20 protein-coding genes are annotated in these 17,179 nt (G+C 51.4%); all 20 read right to left on the bottom strand.

The window, feature by feature from the left end; translation table 11 throughout:
- Nucleotides 1-5: 5 nt before the first annotated feature.
- The 20 genes from CLV36_RS03290 to CLV36_RS03385 all read right to left on the bottom strand — a co-directional run bounded on the left by CLV36_RS03290 (nucleotide 6) and on the right by CLV36_RS03385 (nucleotide 17,167).
- Nucleotides 6-2,516, bottom strand: a complete 2,511-nt coding sequence (locus CLV36_RS03290) for a glycosyl hydrolase family 18 protein (protein ID WP_181352803.1) — start codon at nucleotides 2,514-2,516, stop codon at nucleotides 6-8.
- Entirely contained in the window at nucleotides 2,513-3,157 is a 645-nt protein-coding gene (locus CLV36_RS03295; RefSeq protein WP_106341750.1) for a hypothetical protein, read from the bottom strand. The genes CLV36_RS03290 and CLV36_RS03295 overlap by 4 nt, the downstream gene beginning before the upstream one ends.
- Nucleotides 3,158-3,162: 5 nt before the next feature.
- Nucleotides 3,163-3,357: a hypothetical protein gene (locus tag CLV36_RS03300; RefSeq protein WP_106341892.1), complete on the bottom strand. Its 195-nt coding sequence runs from the start codon at nucleotides 3,355-3,357 to the stop codon at nucleotides 3,163-3,165.
- A gap of 55 nt (nucleotides 3,358-3,412) precedes the next feature.
- Complete coding sequence (locus CLV36_RS03305; RefSeq protein ID WP_106341751.1) at nucleotides 3,413-4,882, bottom strand: phage tail spike protein; 1,470 nt, start codon at nucleotides 4,880-4,882, stop codon at nucleotides 3,413-3,415.
- 37 nt (nucleotides 4,883-4,919) lie between these two features.
- On the bottom strand, nucleotides 4,920-5,957 hold the full coding sequence (locus CLV36_RS03310; RefSeq protein ID WP_106341752.1) for a hypothetical protein: 1,038 nt from the start codon (nucleotides 5,955-5,957) through the stop codon (nucleotides 4,920-4,922).
- A gap of 72 nt (nucleotides 5,958-6,029) precedes the next feature.
- Nucleotides 6,030-6,791: a distal tail protein Dit gene (locus tag CLV36_RS03315; protein ID WP_181352804.1), complete on the bottom strand. Its 762-nt coding sequence runs from the start codon at nucleotides 6,789-6,791 to the stop codon at nucleotides 6,030-6,032.
- Complete coding sequence (locus CLV36_RS03320) at nucleotides 6,791-8,524, bottom strand: phage tail protein (RefSeq protein ID WP_106341754.1); 1,734 nt, start codon at nucleotides 8,522-8,524, stop codon at nucleotides 6,791-6,793. The genes CLV36_RS03315 and CLV36_RS03320 overlap by 1 nt, the downstream gene beginning before the upstream one ends.
- A gap of 20 nt (nucleotides 8,525-8,544) precedes the next feature.
- On the bottom strand, nucleotides 8,545-8,733 hold the full coding sequence (locus CLV36_RS03325) for a hypothetical protein (RefSeq protein WP_146130589.1): 189 nt from the start codon (nucleotides 8,731-8,733) through the stop codon (nucleotides 8,545-8,547).
- A 125-nt stretch (nucleotides 8,734-8,858) separates the two neighbouring features.
- Nucleotides 8,859-9,257 (bottom strand): GTA-gp10 family protein, encoded by a 399-nt coding sequence (locus CLV36_RS03330; protein WP_102993568.1) that lies wholly within the window; start codon nucleotides 9,255-9,257, stop codon nucleotides 8,859-8,861.
- 120 nt (nucleotides 9,258-9,377) lie between these two features.
- On the bottom strand, nucleotides 9,378-9,770 hold the full coding sequence (locus CLV36_RS03335) for a phage tail tube protein (protein ID WP_022737478.1): 393 nt from the start codon (nucleotides 9,768-9,770) through the stop codon (nucleotides 9,378-9,380).
- A gap of 52 nt (nucleotides 9,771-9,822) precedes the next feature.
- Complete coding sequence (locus CLV36_RS03340; protein ID WP_106341756.1) at nucleotides 9,823-10,308, bottom strand: hypothetical protein; 486 nt, start codon at nucleotides 10,306-10,308, stop codon at nucleotides 9,823-9,825.
- A gap of 74 nt (nucleotides 10,309-10,382) precedes the next feature.
- Nucleotides 10,383-10,985, bottom strand: coding sequence for a hypothetical protein (locus CLV36_RS03345; RefSeq protein ID WP_106341757.1), 603 nt, complete (start codon nucleotides 10,983-10,985; stop codon nucleotides 10,383-10,385).
- A gap of 157 nt (nucleotides 10,986-11,142) precedes the next feature.
- The gene (locus tag CLV36_RS03350; protein WP_022737475.1) at nucleotides 11,143-11,547 is read right to left on the bottom strand and encodes a hypothetical protein; all 405 of its coding nucleotides are present in this window, start codon (nucleotides 11,545-11,547) and stop codon (nucleotides 11,143-11,145) included.
- 11 nt (nucleotides 11,548-11,558) lie between these two features.
- Nucleotides 11,559-11,888 (bottom strand): hypothetical protein, encoded by a 330-nt coding sequence (locus CLV36_RS03355; RefSeq protein WP_022737474.1) that lies wholly within the window; start codon nucleotides 11,886-11,888, stop codon nucleotides 11,559-11,561.
- Nucleotides 11,885-12,352: a head-tail connector protein gene (locus CLV36_RS03360; RefSeq protein WP_106341758.1), complete on the bottom strand. Its 468-nt coding sequence runs from the start codon at nucleotides 12,350-12,352 to the stop codon at nucleotides 11,885-11,887. Before CLV36_RS03360 ends, CLV36_RS03355 begins: the two co-directional genes overlap by 4 nt.
- A gap of 2 nt (nucleotides 12,353-12,354) precedes the next feature.
- Complete coding sequence (locus CLV36_RS03365) at nucleotides 12,355-12,723, bottom strand: hypothetical protein (RefSeq protein ID WP_022737472.1); 369 nt, start codon at nucleotides 12,721-12,723, stop codon at nucleotides 12,355-12,357.
- A 239-nt stretch (nucleotides 12,724-12,962) separates the two neighbouring features.
- Entirely contained in the window at nucleotides 12,963-13,442 is a 480-nt protein-coding gene (locus tag CLV36_RS03370; RefSeq protein ID WP_106341759.1) for a hypothetical protein, read from the bottom strand.
- Nucleotides 13,443-13,553: 111 nt separating this feature from the next.
- On the bottom strand, nucleotides 13,554-14,033 hold the full coding sequence (locus CLV36_RS03375; protein WP_022737470.1) for a hypothetical protein: 480 nt from the start codon (nucleotides 14,031-14,033) through the stop codon (nucleotides 13,554-13,556).
- Between the two features lie 27 nt (nucleotides 14,034-14,060).
- Nucleotides 14,061-15,830 carry an HNH endonuclease gene (locus tag CLV36_RS03380; protein WP_106341760.1) on the bottom strand — a complete coding sequence of 590 codons (1,770 nt, stop codon included), beginning with the start codon at nucleotides 15,828-15,830 and terminating at the stop codon, nucleotides 14,061-14,063.
- A gap of 77 nt (nucleotides 15,831-15,907) precedes the next feature.
- A complete protein-coding gene (locus CLV36_RS03385) occupies nucleotides 15,908-17,167 on the bottom strand; it encodes a phage portal protein (RefSeq protein WP_106341761.1) in 1,260 nt (419 codons plus the stop codon).
- Nucleotides 17,168-17,179 lie beyond the last annotated feature (12 nt).

Consider the following 17,179-nt stretch of genomic DNA (forward strand, 5'->3'; position numbering starts at 1 on the left):
TGCCTTTAACCATCCACTTGATCCACCAGCACGTGCCAAAGTTGCGGGTCTTCCTGTCCCACGGACCATAACCCGATGCCACGGGCTTTGAACTCATATGCGGCGATGTCCCCCTGCCGCAAAATGGTCTCAGCGAAGGGGAACACGGCGATGCTAAATCCGTCGGCATCCCCCAAATAAATACGGGATAGCCAGATCCCCTGGTCCCTCATCCGGACTTTCACCGGATAATCGCCTTCCGACAAAGTGAACGGAGCGGAGTGGAGATAATCCCAGTCCTTGATGATCAGCTTGTCCATCCCGTCTGGCGGTTCCAGGCGGGTGTCCAGCTCGTCGCCGCTTTCCAAATAAAAAAAGCCCCACTTCTCATCCCATGTGATCCCTGACCGAGGAATGCGGCCTAACGTCTGCTCCGTCCCATCAGGCAGGATGATGTCCATCGCTTCTTGCGGGTAATGCCAGTGGGAATCAGCCCCGACTAGCAAATCACAAGACATAGCAACATCTGATTGCACCCCCCACGCGCCAGCTCCCGCTTCCGCGGCCAAGGTGTGGCGGATGACCGGGATATCATTGAGGAGACAGACCACTTCCCGTCCACGCACTTTCATCCGCAATCGGTAATACGTGTTCAGGGCGAGAGGGCCACCTGGCCATTGGGTTGCTAGGCGCGTACCTCCCTGATGCAATTCATATCGGCCACCTTTGTAGTTCATATTGAGGCAAAACCAGAGATCTTTAAACAGCACCCCTGCCATCCCCTCTTTCTCCACGCGCAGATTGGCATCCACCGTGACATTGGTGAAGCGGGAAGTGTTGAGTGTGAATTTGCCGGAGCCAGACACCCAAGCATACTGGCGGGGGGCGGGATCATTTTTGTCTTTGTTCACCTTCCATGCACCTGAATGGATGATGTACTTATCGGAAGGCAACTGATTTTGCCAATCTCGAAAATCATCATAAAAGATGAGCGCCGGTTCCGGCGGCCGCCTGACCGCCTCCAAGGTCAGCTTAAACTTGTTTTCATAAGGCCAGGCTGCCATCCCATTTCGGTCGCGGAATTTGCGGGGCATCAGCGTAAAGGTGGCTTCCCCCGCTTCACGGCTCTCCTGGAACTGCCGGCATACGCGAAAGCCGTAGAAGATGGTGCCATACTGACTTCCTGCACCCAACACTTCAAACACATGCGCTCCCGGCGTCAAGGTCAGCCGAGCCACCTTGGTCCAATGCACTTGACGATGATAAGGGTAATGTTGGGGCACTTCACCGACCACCTGAGGAATCCCGTCGATTTTCACCACCAACTTCTGTTGATCAAACCACGGATACTCCACTTGCGCTACGACATCATAGGCGCCCTCCTGGGGAACATGAAATGTCCACTTGGCGTAGCCTTCCGTTTCCCCGGCGGCGGGCTTACGCGGAGACACGTAGGCGCCGGTTCGGATCATTGCACCCTGCACCACGTCCGCGTCGGCCACTGTCTGGTCAGACACTGTACCATCAAAGGAAACGACTTGATCCTTGCCGTAAGCGGTCAAAAAGGAGCGATCCCCAAACCTGCCCTTGTTCAAGCTTGTCGTATCAGCGTCTTCACCAGCATCCACATAATCATAGATGTGCAAGAAGAGTTGGTGCACGGCATCCTGCTCGTCAAAATACGAGAAAAACGGGATATAGGCTTGCGTTTCAGCCCCACCCCGGTAAGAGTCGGTATGCGAAAGCTCCCCGATCATCCACCGCAAAAAATCGGGAAATCCGCCCCCGAAACCGCGATAAGGCTGCGAAGCCGTTTTCGGGTATTTGCTGATCTCCCAGCGGTAACCGTATGCCGCCACCCCCATGTAAACCTGCATCGGATCAAAAGCGCTAACAGCATAACGGATCACGCTCCGCTGCCAATCCAACGGCGCAGTAGAGCCTGGCGCCGAGCCAGCCCACGCAAATCCATAAGTCATGATCTGCGCTGTGTCGCAACGGTCTTTTAACCGCCCGTAGTCACACCACTTCTCAGGCCCGATGGTTTCATGCGCTGCGACCATCGGCGGTAGATCGAGATGGAGAAACCGGTTGGCCGTGCGGCTTTTGATTTCGGCAAACAAGCGGTCGTACAGCTGGTAGATGTTGTCCACTTGGTCATTGGGCAACCGCTCAAAGTCGGCATCCAGGCCATCCACCCACGCATATTGGTTTAGGATGCGGTGGACTTCCTGAATGAACCGATCCTGTGCCCCCTGATGATTGGACACCACCGGATTAATTCTGGATGGCACCCCATCGTTCTTAACCGTCAGCAACCAGCGGATGTGCGGCCATTTCTCATGAATCTGCCGGGCGCGAGCCATCGCCTTTTCCAGATCGCTGATTGCCTCGGTCAACGAGCCGTCCGCTTGTATGTCAAACCAAAACAGGCAGACCGCAGAAAATTTGTTGCCAAACCGCTCTACCACTTCCAGCTGCTCGCTCGTACGGATCCACGACAAAAACTCCCGGTGGCGTGTTCGCAATGAACTCACAATCGCTCACCTCCTCTTCCCTTCAGCCACATGTCAACCTCACATACCAACTGCCCCGCCCCGCGGCCCGCACCCCGTTCATCGTCCAACTCCACTTGATAGATCCCAAACCCGGCGGGACAGGTGTGGAAATTGCCGCTGTATTCTTGTGTTATCTGCTCGTTGATTTCCACGCGGCGCTTGGTCGCGCTCAACGTAACCCGATCGTTGGCGCTGAGCGGAGGCGATACGATCAGTTGCCGTTGCCCGTGTTGATGGGCAAAACGGATTCCTTCCTGTGGCGTATTCCGGGTCAGCGCAAGGTGAAAATCCACGCCACCAGTCACCCGCTTGGCCAGGTCTTTCTCCCTGCTAACCGCTTCCCGATTGGGAACAGCAATCTTCCGTTTCCCGCGAATCACCCCGTTGTAATGCTTGCGGCGGATCACCGTGCCCGCTCCGTCCCTCTCTCTTTGCAAAAACTCTTTATTGGCGGGAACATAACCAGAAGTCGCGCGTCCGATTTGCAGCATCAAATCGGTCAGCCAGGCGGTTCCTTCGCAATCATTCATCACAAAGCGGTAATCGATTCGGGTCACCTTCCGATTGGGCGTCACTTGAAAGGTGAAAAAATACCGGGTCCAAAACTCTTTTTTGTCCATCCACATCACCCGTCAAATGACCATTGAATTTCTGAAGCATGCCCTGTCCATACAGTGGCGATGGAACCACCTTGCAACATCACATCCGTGATTTGAATCCTGCCAGTCACATCAGAAACGACCAACCGCAGGTCGATCTTCTTCACATTCTTTCCGCTGTTTGACGTAAAACTTTTTTGAAACGGTTGAAATGAAGACATGTTGATCACCACCTTCACCTGTCTAAGGGTTTGCGCCACCCGCATCTTGTCTCATTTAGGCCAATGGGAAAAACTTCGTCTCCGATTGCCCGTCATCATAATGAAGCACCACTTCGACGCCCACTTTGCCATTCGGCCCTTTTTTGAGATTCTCCGTCGCCGCCTGCATGCTCACGGTGTAGCTATCCCGGTGGGAAGGTTCCACCGTCTGGGTCAGTGTTTTCTCCACACCGAGCTGCCCTTGGCACATGAACGATGCATTTCCCGAATAACCCCGTGTTGCATCGATTTCCCATCCGTTGTTCACCCAGTAGGCAAAACCGTCGTCAGCTCTGGAGTTGAGCAGATAGTTAAACACCATCAATTCCAGCATCTCAGTCCGCTCGACAGAATCTTCCGATTGCAGGAATCCCGCTTGCGCGACCCCTTTCAATAAGTCTGTTAAGGTAGGGGCCGCCGATTCCAATTCCAACACGGTGTTCCACGGGGCCAACACATCATACTGCCAACGGGCAATGTGCGTTTTTGCATCCATCCCCAACTCTTCATCATAGACGCGGACGATGTCCCCAATGCGGAAAGCTTCATGTTCCAGTCCAGACAACATGGACAAATCGCTGGCTTTAACCCGGTAAGACAGCCGTGGCTTGCTCAGCTTGTCCAAGATTTCCTGCGCTTTCTCCTTCAATTGATAAGGATTGGTGAAGCGGTCATCTTTAAATGTGCGCGTGCGAATCTGTTGGGAATATTGGAAGTTCTCCACATACTCTTTGCCGTCATTGGCGTCTTTGATGGTCAAGTTGCCTTTTCCGTATGGGTACAGCCTGGTGATCAGATCGGTCGTATCATAATCAGCCTCAATCTCATCCATGTTCTTGCGGTAGATGATGGCGATACCAGGATCGCGGAATCCGCCCTCTTTCACATGATCTACCGTCATTGTCAGCGGGTTGAACCGGATGGAGCCTCCCCATAAGTCGGCCACCTCCCGCAACGCAGTCAAACGGTTGGTCAGCCCTTCATCAACGGACATGCTGCGCACGGTGCCGATATCGCACCGGCCCACCCGCCACTCTGTGCCCGTAAGGATGTCGCGGATCACTTCATAGGGCGTCGCGTCCGGCCACTGGGTTATGGCCATCGGCTCGGCATACTGCAAGTCATACCAGATGGCCTCGGCGTAGACTTGCGTTTCCCTCTTGCCCGACCCCTTGCGGGAATGATGAACCCGGCGAATCACATACAGCCGTTGCCCCAGCTGAATGTAGTTTTCGTTCTCCAAAAAAACACGCTTCGCATCCTCATACGGGATGGATAAATCAACCGTCTCTTCGCCGTTGATTTCCTCCGTGATCACCAATTCGGTCAGATGATCCAGCACCGCTAGGCGCCTGCGCTGTTGATCCAATACAAGGATGGGCGTTTGCGCCAGCTTGTGGTACGGTTGCTCATCGGCCGCCAGAGGCTGGTTGTAGATCACTCCGTCCAGATTGTAACGCCCGTTTCCCAACCGGTTATATCTCACCTTGTCCCACCCCTTTCAAAAGCACGCTACGCTACCATCATGGCTGTCTTCTGATCCATGGCGACCCGTAAGCGTTGCGTTCCAGATATTGCGGGCCATCGCCTACCGCTGGGAATGTCTCCGGAAACGCACCATTGCCAAAGGCAAGCGAATAGCGGATGCCGCCCACGCCCGCCCCTAATCCATTGGTGTTGTTGATGTTGTCGGAACCAAGCGGTGGAGCCGACGGCACAGGATTGATACCGGCCGGGCTCAAGCCGTGGAAAGAAAGAGCTGCATTGCAAAAACGACCGATCCAGTAGTTCCCCGCTTGCAACGTGACCGGCCCCGTAGTAAACGCAGCCTCTTTCCAGCCGGTGGTCGAACAATCCACCGCACCGGTTTGTGCGATCAGCGTGCCCGGATACCCATTGTTATCCGTGTAAACGGCAAACGAAGTTAATCCTCCCGACACGGCAGCCGACACTTGCCCTCCCATCATGTCGCAGATGATGGTTTCATGCGCTACAAATGGAAAGATGTCAATGCTGTTTGCCAGCACCGCCACCCCTGTCGCGTTGTTTTGCGGGGATATGCCGTGGGAGCGGTATGTGCCTGGATAATGCTTTACCAGATAAGCGAGGAAACTACCTCCTCCGCCTCCCCCATTCTGTTCTAACGCCGCTACTCTCGCTTCAAGCGCGGCATGCTGGCTATCCACCTGTTCCATCTTGGCGGACTGGTTGGTGATGTGGGTATAATCGGCCGTGATCACATCGCTTGCCTGTTGCTGAACATGGAAAACCACCGCTCCATATTCCGCCTGCAACTCATATTCGGATGGGCTGACAATTTGTCCATTCCGCTTGATGACTGGCTCCGGATCATAAAGCCAATTGTTGTCGGGTCCCTCATAAATCCGGCACCTCAAACCCGGGTCCGGCATATCCGTGTACGGCAACAGCTGAACACCCGCTTTTGGGGCCGTCTTCATCCCCAAGACGTCTTCCATATTATTAACAGCATGTTGAATCCCATTGAGATGGGCAGAGAGGATCTCCACACTTCCCAGTTTTTTAAAGGGTGTTTTGGCCACTGACTCTCGCCTCCTTTATTCTGATGCAAACAAGGCGGAGCGGGATTCCCCCCGCCCGCCCATTTGCATGGGTTAATACCAACAACTGCGGCACGTAATCTTCACCTGGTCCACCGTCGCCGCTCCCAGCGGACTCACCTGCAACTGGTTCTCCTTGCCCGGGAGAGTTAAGGGGAAGGTTAGTGAGTCAAAGGCATTGAGCGCGCTTTGTTTGGTGCCATCCGTTTTCAATAGATAAGCGGTTTTTAGACGGGAATCGATCACCAATCGTTCACCAAATCCAAGCGGCCCTTTATATGTCATCATGCTGCCATTCAGTCCCACTTCGAATCCTCCGTCCATCCCGCCGCTTTCCCCAGTGATTTCGATCAACGGTTGCGATGGAGCCGTCCCCTTGCGCTGAAACGACAACACCCCCGACTCGCTAGTAAACACATCATCTTCCACAGCATAAGCCAATGGATCCGCAGCAAGGAATGTGAGCGTTCCCTGCCCTGTCAGAGCCATCTCCTCCAACTCGGTCTGATCGGTCAGCCGTGCGGTGTAGGCTTTGTCCGGTTCATCATCAAACGTAAGCATTCCCGTCTGGTCGTCGTTCCTGAGCCAAGCGGCCACGGTCCGCACGCGATCCCGGATTTCCCAAAGGGTTTGGCCCGTCAACAGCACCTCAACAGATATGTGAAGCGCATCCACCTCAATCCCCATGTCATACACGCCCGCCTTACCGGGGACTTTCACCGTTTTCGCGGCGATTCCGGGAGATATGGGGCGCTTGACATCCAACACCCGCAATCCGTGCTGCTCACTATGAATGCCTGCAAACGTGAACCCCATCATACTCTCCCCCCAAATGATCTCGCTTGGCGCTGGTGAAGTCTCCACAACTCTTGGCTGATCAGGCGGATATCTTGGTCATTTCTGACATGCATCTGCTCCACATTGATCATGAACCCATTGCCGCCGCCCACGCCCGCCATCTTGCTGGTGATTCCCTCTGCCAGAGCGCTGAACGTTTTATTGGACAGGGGCAGAACCGCTTCACTGTACCGCCCTTCCCCGACCACGGCCATGGTAGGGCTGGTCACAATCCCCCCTTTGGCCAAACCTGGCAACGAGAGGGTTGGCAACTTGGCACCAGTCAAACTGTTGATCTTGGACACGACACTGTTAAACCCATTGATAAATGGGCGTACAATATCCAACGCTTTGTTGATCCACTTTTTAATGCTGCCAAAAATCCCTTCCCAGATGGACGACGCTTTGGACTTCAAGCTTTCCCATGCGCCAGTGATCGCGGACGTGACCCCGTTCCAGATCGAGCTGGCCATATTCTTCACGCCGTTCCAGATGCTAGACAGCCAACCTTTGACAGTGTTCCAAACGGACATCGTGATCGATTTGATCCGATCCCACACGGATGTGATCGTCGACACCAACCGATTCCATATCGGGGCGAAGATCCCGACAATCGCATTCCACACCGAAGACAGGAACGATCGAATGACGTTCCATACAAGGATGACGCCTTCTTTCACTTTGTTCCAAATGGACGTAAATGTGTTCAGCACCCAATTGAGATAGCTGGTGAACAGATTGACGATTGATTGCCAGATCGTCGTAAAGAAAGCCACAATCCCATTCCACACCGATTTGACTGTGTCGTCGATCAATGCCCAGATCTCTTGGAAAAACGCCACCAAGAGCCAAAACGGGAGCGTGAGTACCGTAAGGATCGTCGTGCCCCACTCTTGGAAAAACGAGATAATGCCATTCCAGATGGTCGTGGTAAACGCGACGATTTGATCCCAGTAAGTGACGATCAATCCGACCAACCACCCGATCGGTCCGGTGATCACCGCCAGGATGGTCATCCCCCATTCCGAGAAAAACGTGGTGATGCCGTTCCAAATCGTTTTAATGGTTTCTACGATGCCGTTAAAAATAGTCGTCGCACCCGTCCACAGCCAATTCCAGGCCGCTTGTAACCATCCCGACACCGTGTCCCAGTTCTGCCAGATTAGATACGCCACCGCCGCCACCGCCGCCCCGGCCACCATCCAGGGCAACAAAGGAGCCATCGCGCTCCAAGCAGCGATGGCCATTGCTTTCAGTGAGGCGGTCAATCCGATGAGTGAGGGAATCAATGCTCCCAAAATGGCCCCCGCAACCGCAACGATGGCCACCTTCGTCTCTTGAGAAAAGGTCTTCTCAAATCCTTCCACCACGCCAAACTTGGACATGTTTGCCACCAGACGCTCAATCGCCCCCGCAATGGTTTCCAAAGCGGGACCAATGGTTTTATCAATCGTGAATTGGCTTAACCTGCCAAATGCCTCACTCAGTTGCTCTCCTTGGGTGGAAGCGGAAATCATCGAGCCGACTACGCCCAAAGCACCCGATTTGATTGAGCTGAACAAGGTCTTTGACGACTTCTTGGCGGCTTCCAGATTCAACATCATATTGCGGGTGCTCTGTGTAACTTGTTGGGTCGCCATCGCCAATTGCTGTCCGAGCTGGCTGAAGTCCGCAGTCACTTGAATATACGCTTGTCCCAACTGCTGTGCCATCGAATGCCTCCTTTCTCAGTCTATTGTTCAGAAGAAGAACGCACCGGAATCACGTCCGGGCCGATCTTCTTCACGATTTCGTCAAACCGCCGTCGCCGTTCTGCTTCAGAAAGCACCGGTCCACTTCGCTTCGCCCTGGCGAGCGGTTTGTATAAATCAGTCGGTTTGATCCGCTTTTTGGAGTGCGGCTGTATCGTCGCAGCGGTCATTGCCGCCCAAAACTGGCGAAGCTGATCCTGTCGCCAAAAGTAGCCCTCATACAACTCCCGCAGTTCGGCCGGAGTAAGTCGCCAAAACTCATCATGCGACAGGCCGATGCAAATCGCATCCCGCCTTATTTGATGCCAGTCCCAGACATCGGCTCCGTCGGCGGTGCTACTTTTTTTTGACCGGTCTTTTTTTGCGCTTCCAGCTCCCTGATCTGCTCCTCCGTCATCATCGACGTGGCGAACGCTTCGCCAACAGCCATGAAAATTTCATTCATGTCTCCTTGTGACATCACTTCTCCCGCCTCGGTCAAAGACAGCCCATGGTGCTTCAGCAACCCGGCCCAAGCCAGAGCCCGCATGAACTTGATGGAGATGCGAGACGTGTCCTGCATCTGTTCACTGATTTTGGGCACAGTCAATCCTGTCGCTTCTTCCAGTTCCGCCAAGGCGTTGAAATCAAAATGGACGGTGTAGGTTTGTCCGCCAGCGACAAATGAGCGTTGACCTTTTACTTTGTTTGCCATCATCACATCATCCTTTTCATCGTAATCAGCCGGGCAAACCCGTAGTTTCCTTTAAAACGGATTGGCCCGGCCAGGTGTTATCTCCACATCCTACAACCGAATCACACAGCAGCTCGTTCGTCAGCCCGCCGGCGTCCACTCGCCGTTCATCTTGAGTTCCACTGAGATGGTGGAGACGTCATCATCGGGAAATTCCGTAGACATGGATTCGATCAGACATTCCACATCTTCCACATTGACCCCGTTTTCCTGGCGGCGCACCATGATGGCCGTCCGGTTTTTAAAGGCGTTTTTCAGGGCCAGATAACCGGCATCGTCCTTCACATATAACCCCTCCAGCGAGATGCTACCTTCCTTTTTGCCGTACACATATTGTTGAGTCGTCAGCCCTTTATGACCCGCTTCAATCAGGTTTACCGACTCCTCGATGGACAGTCCGGTCTGTTCCCCCACCGCGATCCAGTTGGTTCCTTCTTTCACCATGAGCAATACCGTGCTTCCGTTGGTTGCCATCTTTCATTCCCCCCAAGTTTTGTCTTGTTGAAAATTGTGCCCGCGCATCGGTTTAATCGGTAACCGAGCCAGAAACCTCGCTGTCCACGATGGTTGGCGGCTCCGTTGTGAATGGATCGTTTGCTTTCAACTCCACGGAAACGGTGGAGACATCATCGTCTGGGTACTCGAAGCTGATGCTCTCCACCACCACTTCCGCGTATTCAACGTCAGAAGTGGACGTTCCATCAAACACAGCCCGCTTGACATACGCTTTCTTCCTGTTTTTGTAGCTGTTTTGTAGCACGAGCAATCCCTTTTGGTCTTTATCGGTCGGCATGAAAGCCAAGGCCTCGATGGAAAGGGTGGCTTCCCCTTTGCCGTACACATACTGCTGATTAGCGACGGTCTTATGCCCCGCTTCAACCAAGTTGACGGATTGCTCTTGGGATAGCGAGGTCTGTTCACCAACCAGGATGTATTTGTCGGTGAATAGACCTTCCCCATCATGGTCTTTGTCATATACGAAAATCAAAACAGAACTCCCATTCATGCCCATATTGATTCCTCCCCAAAATAAAAAACGCATCCCGCAAGGAGAGCGTCTTCCGTATGTTGGCAATGCAGCCTGAACTACTTGAATTCTTGGATGGTAAACTGGAGCGTGACAACCATCACGTCGATTTTCTGCGTCAGCAACTTGGCTTGTTCACCGGGAATGTAAATCGGGCCGTTGCAGGTCACCATGACGGATTGCCACTTGGCATAGTTGAGCGGATCATCCGGATCAGGGATCACCAGCGGCTGGCGGTGAAAGAGTTCATACACCCTTTCTGCGATGGCTTCCACCTCTTTAAATGTGCCGTCTGGTGTGGCGTTGTCCAAATCCTGACGGTAAAAACAGCGGATATCTTTGGTAATCGTCCGCGCCTTTTTCGTTTTGCTGGACGCCGCGCTATCCGACGTGTCAGTGACATGGCCGGTGGTTACGATAAACCCCCTTAAATCCCGGTATTCGGGATGACTTGATGTAATCTCCGAAAAGTCCAGCTCATACGTGTAGATCGCCGGGCTCAGGTTGGAAACCCATTTGCCCTGAGACGGGTCCCAATACGTTCCCCCGGCCCCTACCCAAGAGAGCAAGCCATTCTTGTTGGGGACGCCATTGGTGTAGGTACCCACCAACTTGGTGTCCCCTTTGAGCTTGTTGTAAACGGCATCCGTGATTACGCTCACTGTTATCACCCCCTTTCCCAGTAGGGCGTGTCTGGTAAATCAAGTTGGTAGGGAAGAAGCGGCGGAAAAACCTTTTCTCGAGGAGCGCCGATGCACAAGTGAAGCAAATGAGAAAATGGTTTTGCAGCCGCTGGCCTATTCATCAGACACGCTCTAGTCAAATCTTTTTGCCGATCAAGATGTTAGCGATTTGCTTCCCCTCTTCGCTGAGCGTCGGCCGCAGATAAGGACGGGGCGCTTGTTTCACATGTCTCCCGGCGGAGTCCGTCCCCACAAACCCGAATTCCAGCCGAAGCGCGTACGGAGTGTCGGCTGACAAATACCCGTGCACGACTCCCTTTTTTACTTCCACGCCCGACTTGATCGACCGGATCAGTTGTCCTGTCACCTTCTTGGGAGATTCCCCCGCTTTCGAGGGGCTCGCCCCACTTGCGTTAGAACGGCTGAGCCTTTTTTTGCACTTAGCGGCGGCGTGATCCATAGCCGCCTCCATCCGTTCCCTCAACTGGTTCTGCACCATCTCTTCATACGATTTGGTGTTGATGTCAACCCGGATCGGCATATCACTCCCCCCTATACCTGCCCCAAATAGGTGCATGTAAAGCGGTACTCCTCCCGCTTGGCATCCACATTGATCACGGCTTTAATCAAATAATTGTGCTTATCGTCAATCCGCAAAATATTGCCAGCCACCGGTTCAAATTGGGTTTGTGGGTCAGGCCCAAATGAAAAATATCGGCTCCGAATCTCATAAATGGTATCCTGCCACCGCACATAGCCGTCCCCTTCCTCTTTCCAGTTCAGGGTACGGATTTCACACCAATAATGGCCCGGATGGCGCAACTGGCTATCCGCAGTGAGGACCACCATCTTATGGCGGAGCTTTCCAGCATTTACACTCATCGCACTCCGCCCCGATTCTCATAAAGATACGCAACCAACTCCAAGCATTCATGCTTCAAATCCATAGGAATCATAGGGATGTCCATGGACGGAGGCGGATTTTGGAAATCGGTCCAATACCCCGCTTTGTAGGAAACGGAGATGTTGTCCACACCTGCGGGCCAAGCCCCATGCAAAATGCCGGTGTGCTTCTCCACCCGATAGGCACTGGGAGACACCTCCGCCCCATTCACCGTGATCGAAGAGATGGATACAACAGGATAGGCGCGGAGAAACAACTTGCCATCCCCCGTGCCACTGTATGTTTCTACCGTTTCCCGGTACGTAAGGCCCCGACCGTGCTTCTGTTCCACTTCAGCCGTTGCAGCCGCGATCAAATGCTGGAGTACCTTATCTTCTAATTGGGACATCAAATCCAATTTCAAATATTCCTTCACTTCTTGCAGTGTGACAAGCGCTGGCACCTTTATGCACCTCCTTGCGATTCGGTTTCCATCAGAAGATAGACATCAAATTGAAAGTCAGCCGACACATTGGTTAAAGCCACTTTGATGAAGTTGGCCCCCAGTTGGTCTTTGCGCACAAAAATCTCTGATTGTGGGATCAGAGCCAAGTTCTCCGTCTGGCCGCAAATGAATTGTTCATTGTAATAAACAATCGGAGTATTTTGGGCCGGATCGACAGTAGATTGGGAAATGGACGCCGCATACCGCCCCCCTTCTTTGGGCCCGATCAACAATCGCAACCGGCTCGCGTGACGCACATCGATCCAGTCGGTGTAAACCGTCTCCCCCTGCTCAGCGGTTAGCGTAAATTTGGTCAGCGTCTCAGCCATGAAAGTCACCTCCAGTGGAAAAAGTTAGGCGCAACCCTCCGCTCTTGCGGAGAACTGCGCCAAGTGGTGCCAATCCATCGCGCCCCGCCACATCCATAAGCAGCTTTAACGGGGCACAAGGCCATTTATCCTTGTACTAAGAATAACACGTTGCCCGGGTTTCGGGTTCCCAACAATGCTTCACAATGGATTCGCAAGAGGGTCAGCGGAGGTTCATCTCCGAACCGCTCAACCAAGAGCTACTCGATGACATTTCCCGTTTGCAGATGGTAGTACCCTTTTTCTAAATATCGATGAAACGTCATCAAGCAAGGGAAAGCGAACGATTGGCCGCCCACCTCCCGCAACCGCACCCCCAACCAGTGCGCAAATAGCAGCAACAATGCGGCCATGCAGTCGTTGCCATCACCGCCTCCCATTTTCTCCCCCATATTCAGGCCGAAGTCAACATTCACCGATGCCAGCGTCCCATACACCGGGCGATTGCCTACAAAACTGAGCGGCACATCGCCTAAGTGCTTATCTTTAGGCCGGACATCAACCACACATCCGAAATCATGCGCTTTTCCATGGAAAAGGATCACTCTTGTTTCCACCGCATACCAATGGGTGAAAAGCCTTTTCAACACAGCATCTACCTTATCTTGTTGTGCGGCAAGTGCGGCACAGACAGCTGCTTGCTCGTTTGCGGACAAGACACCGCCCGCAAGTAGGCTCACACCGACTCCCCCTCTCCCTTAGCATCAACGCCCTGGCAAAAGAAAAAACCAGCCCTGTCGAGCTGGCTGTCCGGCATCATGGCCTTTCTCCTTGCGCGCGTCTTGAGAAAATCAAATATGTTCTCTTGTACCCGTAGATAAATTATAGTAATACGGCTCATCCCCTTGAAAACAAATGCAGATGGGATATGGAAAGGCGTCATACCCTTCCACCTCTTTAATTCGCTTGCCCAGCCATTTGACCAACAGCTTCTCTCCAATCAAAAGATATGCATCCAACAGATCTTCTTCTAACAGCGCGTCAACATCGAAGTCATCACCGAAATAAAAAGATCCTCCGGCCACGCCTTCCACACGGATGATATCCGTTCCCCGATCTTCTTCAAACATGGGTGCCCGATCAAAAGGAGCGGTGTGGGGATACGCATCGAAGCCGATCCCGTACTTATCCGTCACCGCTTCCAACATGACCAACTGAGTTTCTTCTAAATAAGGGAAAGCGAAAATCTGTTTGATCGCCTGGATGATCGCTTCCCGTTCTTTTTCAAATATATCCAAAATCTTATATTGGTCTTCTGTAGGAACTTTCATTCTTCATGACCTCCCATAATATTAAGGTTATCTGACTTGAACCGTTGTCTCTTCATCATCATCGTGTCTGTTTCCGTAATATATCGCTTCTCCTCCTGTGTGAGGCACATTGGTATGGATATTGGAAGGTAGCAATAACATTCGCCCCAACTCTTCGTGATGGTGCCACGTAAACCCAAAATACTCGTTTCCCTTTTCCACCCAACTTATAAAAATGCTTTCAACATCTTGCTTCAGTTTATCACGAGCCACAATTTCCTTGTATAATTCAGGGCAGGGCTCTCCGCGTATGACCTTATTAATGTACGCTTCCAGAACGTTGCTCTGGATGTGAGGCAGATGTTGTTGCAACGTGCTCTTTATGCCTGAATTATCAAAAAATGCCCTATATTTTCTGCATAATCTGTTTTTTGACCCTCCGTATTTGATCGTATTCAACGCAAGATCCAATAATTTGGCCCTATATTTTTGATCACGATCTATTTTATCCCTGACCATGATATTTAGAATATGGAACTGTCTTTTTTCAGGAATTTGGTAGTGTCTGACTGCAAGCTGAAACTCATCATATTTAAATGGAGTAAAGTCAGGGAATTTATCCACTTGCACATTAAATTCCTTATATCCTGTTTCGTCATTCCCTATGACAACTTTTTTCGTTTTTCCATAATACTCCCTTCCTGTGAGGGAAATTTTCTCCCCTTTATAGTTAATGACCTCGTATGCGCCATTCGCATTTTTCTTGTCGCTTACTTGGCCTGCGTTTTTATGAATTTTGGGATATTTATTACCTTCCGCCCATCGCTTTGCCACATCTGCCCTTATTCCCCATTTGATCAACAGTTGTCTTAATTGCTCTATTTCCGCATCCGTTGCCGGTGTAAACTCTCTATATGGTGATTCTATGCCTACAGGCATAATAAAACATGCGCAATTGGCATGTATAGGTGGAGCAAGCACATCTTCTTTGATGTTCATTACTTTATCGTCAATTTGGATGATGTCTCCCTCTCTGGCAAACGGTTCTCCCACTTTTTTATTCTCTTCACTCATCCGGCGACAAAAGGGGCAGCTGCGACTATGGTCTTCTAAAACCCACATTTTTTCTTCAATTCCCGCTTGCCTCATGGCATCTTCAGCAGCCAAGTTAGATATTTTGACCATTTCATAGTTGATGGTTTTCTCATCTTTTTTGGCATCGTCAATAAATTTAAGTATTTCATCCCGTAGTGTTATCAGATTTTCAGCACGGTTATAAAACTCTTTTATTTTATTTTTGTATTTTTCCATTACATATGCAGCGAATTGCTCAGACAATGACTCTAATTCATTGTCAACAAAGTGCTCCTTATCATAAGCCTCATCTGAAGCGATAACCGTTTCGGTCATGCGTGAACCTGCTTCCTCAACTAATTTAGCCATCACCTCCCTATGTGTTTCCATGATTTCTTTTTCCAAATCTGAATACATATTTTCAACATATTCATAAAAACGTTTTTTTTCCCCTCTCGCAAAAGGTCGATTATTAGGCTGACTATTCACATTTGTTCTCCACTTATGCAATATCTCTTTAAATTGATTTGAAAAATCGATTTGGTATTTAGATTGCAACGCGCTCAATTGATCATAAAAAATACCAAAAATCGGATCAGTCTGAGCCTTTACTTCATATGACATGAAAGTTAAAAGCTCAAAATAGTATTTGTGGCCAAATAAAGAATCGGGTGGCAATCCCAACCCGATCCGTGCTTCATTTAATGTGATTTGATTTCTTTTGAACGCTTGAATGATGTTCATCCCATTTCCCCCTTGGAAAAATGAAAAAGGCGCTTTTAACCAAGCGCCTAAGGGACTTTTCAAGTTCTCAGATCATTTCATTTCAGAGCTTTTACAGACTTTCCTTGCTGGCCTTTTAGTTGAAACGTATACAGGTCCCCCAACAGTTCGTCCTGTTCCAGCCCAAGCTGGGTTCGCGCCTCGTCCAGCTTCATGATCCCGGCGGTGAAGGCTCCCTGAATCCGTTCAAACTTGGCATTCACATTCTCTTGCAAGGCTTGGATCTTGCTGAGGTCAAACCGGGCGACGACCCCTTCGTGGGCCAGCAATTGGGAAGTCAGCTTGCTCTCAATCCGTCTCAAGGCGGGAATGATGGTCTCATCCCACAAGTGGCGACGCGCTTCGCTGTAATTGCTGTATTTGCCGCCGTATTTGATCCCCACCCAGCTTGGCAACAACACCGGGTCAACCCCAAAGGCACCGCAGATGCGGGTTTCGGTCATGCTGCGCAACGCCTCAAACTCCATCTCCTGAAACGACAAACCGATCTGCTCATACTTAAGGCCTTGACCTAAAACCGCCGGCTTAAAGCGGTTTTTCCCGCGTGAGCCGCGAAACCAATCCATCCAACGCTCACGGGTGCGTTCCACTTCTTCTTCGCGCATCTTTTGATCGGTGGACAAGATGCCGTAGGGAACTGCCGCGTTGTTGAAAAAGGTACGGGTGAAGTCCGTCGCCTGGTTGTCGATGTTTAATTCCCTCAGCACCCGCGCGAGGGGAGACAAGCCCTCTACTTCATTCAGCGGGTCTGGAAACTTGAGATGGATGATTTGATGCGGCAAAAATTTAAACTGCTTGCCATTCAAGGAGTATTGGTAATAGCGAATCTTGTTGTTTTCGTCGAAAGCCGGCACAACCATGTCCGGGCGTAACACATCCAGCTCCGTTACCGGGCCAAATTGGGCGTTTTTATCACGATGCAACAAAATATAAGCATTGCCTGAGGTGTTGAGGTAGGTGTGGACCAATTCCCACAGCTCATAGGTGGACAGATAGGGATTGGGACGGTTGATCAGCTGTTTCAGCCAATGGTCCGGCACCTCGACATGCCCCATCTCTGATGGCTGGTACACTTTCAGTTCCGCTTCTGGCGCAGATGTGGCGATCATGATGATACAGGCGGAAGCAATGCTGTTCTTGCGGTACCCTTCATCGGTCAATCGGCTCAAATCGTAGTGTTGATTAGTGCGAACTTGCGTCCAAGTTGTCATATAGGACGGCACAGAAGCCGCTTTCCCTTCAAGCCGATCCGCTTGTTTCTCCATAAACTGCTTGATGCGGGTTTCCAAGTCGTACATACGACTCACCTC

It is taken from the genome of Laceyella sediminis (genome assembly GCF_003003125.1).
Lineage (GTDB): Bacteria > Bacillota > Bacilli > Thermoactinomycetales > Thermoactinomycetaceae > Laceyella > Laceyella tengchongensis.

Excerpts from the sequence above, each read along its gene's own strand:
- CLV36_RS03365 (WP_022737472.1), bottom strand. The coding sequence starts at position 12,723 with ATGGCTGAGACGCTGACCAAATTTACGCTAACCGCTGAGCAGGGGGAG.
- CLV36_RS03375 (WP_022737470.1), bottom strand. The coding sequence starts at position 14,033 with ATGAAAGTTCCTACAGAAGACCAATATAAGATTTTGGATATATTTGAA.
- CLV36_RS03335 (WP_022737478.1), bottom strand. The coding sequence starts at position 9,770 with ATGGCAACCAACGGAAGCACGGTATTGCTCATGGTGAAAGAAGGAACC.
- CLV36_RS03325 (WP_146130589.1), bottom strand. The coding sequence starts at position 8,733 with ATGACCGCTGCGACGATACAGCCGCACTCCAAAAAGCGGATCAAACCG.
- CLV36_RS03385 (WP_106341761.1), bottom strand. The coding sequence starts at position 17,167 with ATGTACGACTTGGAAACCCGCATCAAGCAGTTTATGGAGAAACAAGCG.
- CLV36_RS03320 (WP_106341754.1), bottom strand. The coding sequence starts at position 8,524 with ATGGCACAGCAGTTGGGACAAGCGTATATTCAAGTGACTGCGGACTTC.
- CLV36_RS03355 (WP_022737474.1), bottom strand. The coding sequence starts at position 11,888 with ATGAGTGTAAATGCTGGAAAGCTCCGCCATAAGATGGTGGTCCTCACT.
- CLV36_RS03300 (WP_106341892.1), bottom strand. The coding sequence starts at position 3,357 with ATGTCTTCATTTCAACCGTTTCAAAAAAGTTTTACGTCAAACAGCGGA.
- CLV36_RS03380 (WP_106341760.1), bottom strand. The coding sequence starts at position 15,830 with ATGAACATCATTCAAGCGTTCAAAAGAAATCAAATCACATTAAATGAA.
- CLV36_RS03295 (WP_106341750.1), bottom strand. The coding sequence starts at position 3,157 with ATGGACAAAAAAGAGTTTTGGACCCGGTATTTTTTCACCTTTCAAGTG.
- CLV36_RS03340 (WP_106341756.1), bottom strand. The coding sequence starts at position 10,308 with ATGGGCATGAATGGGAGTTCTGTTTTGATTTTCGTATATGACAAAGAC.
- CLV36_RS03350 (WP_022737475.1), bottom strand. The coding sequence starts at position 11,547 with ATGCCGATCCGGGTTGACATCAACACCAAATCGTATGAAGAGATGGTG.
- CLV36_RS03315 (WP_181352804.1), bottom strand. The coding sequence starts at position 6,791 with ATGGGGTTCACGTTTGCAGGCATTCATAGTGAGCAGCACGGATTGCGG.
- CLV36_RS03330 (WP_102993568.1), bottom strand. The coding sequence starts at position 9,257 with ATGGCAAACAAAGTAAAAGGTCAACGCTCATTTGTCGCTGGCGGACAA.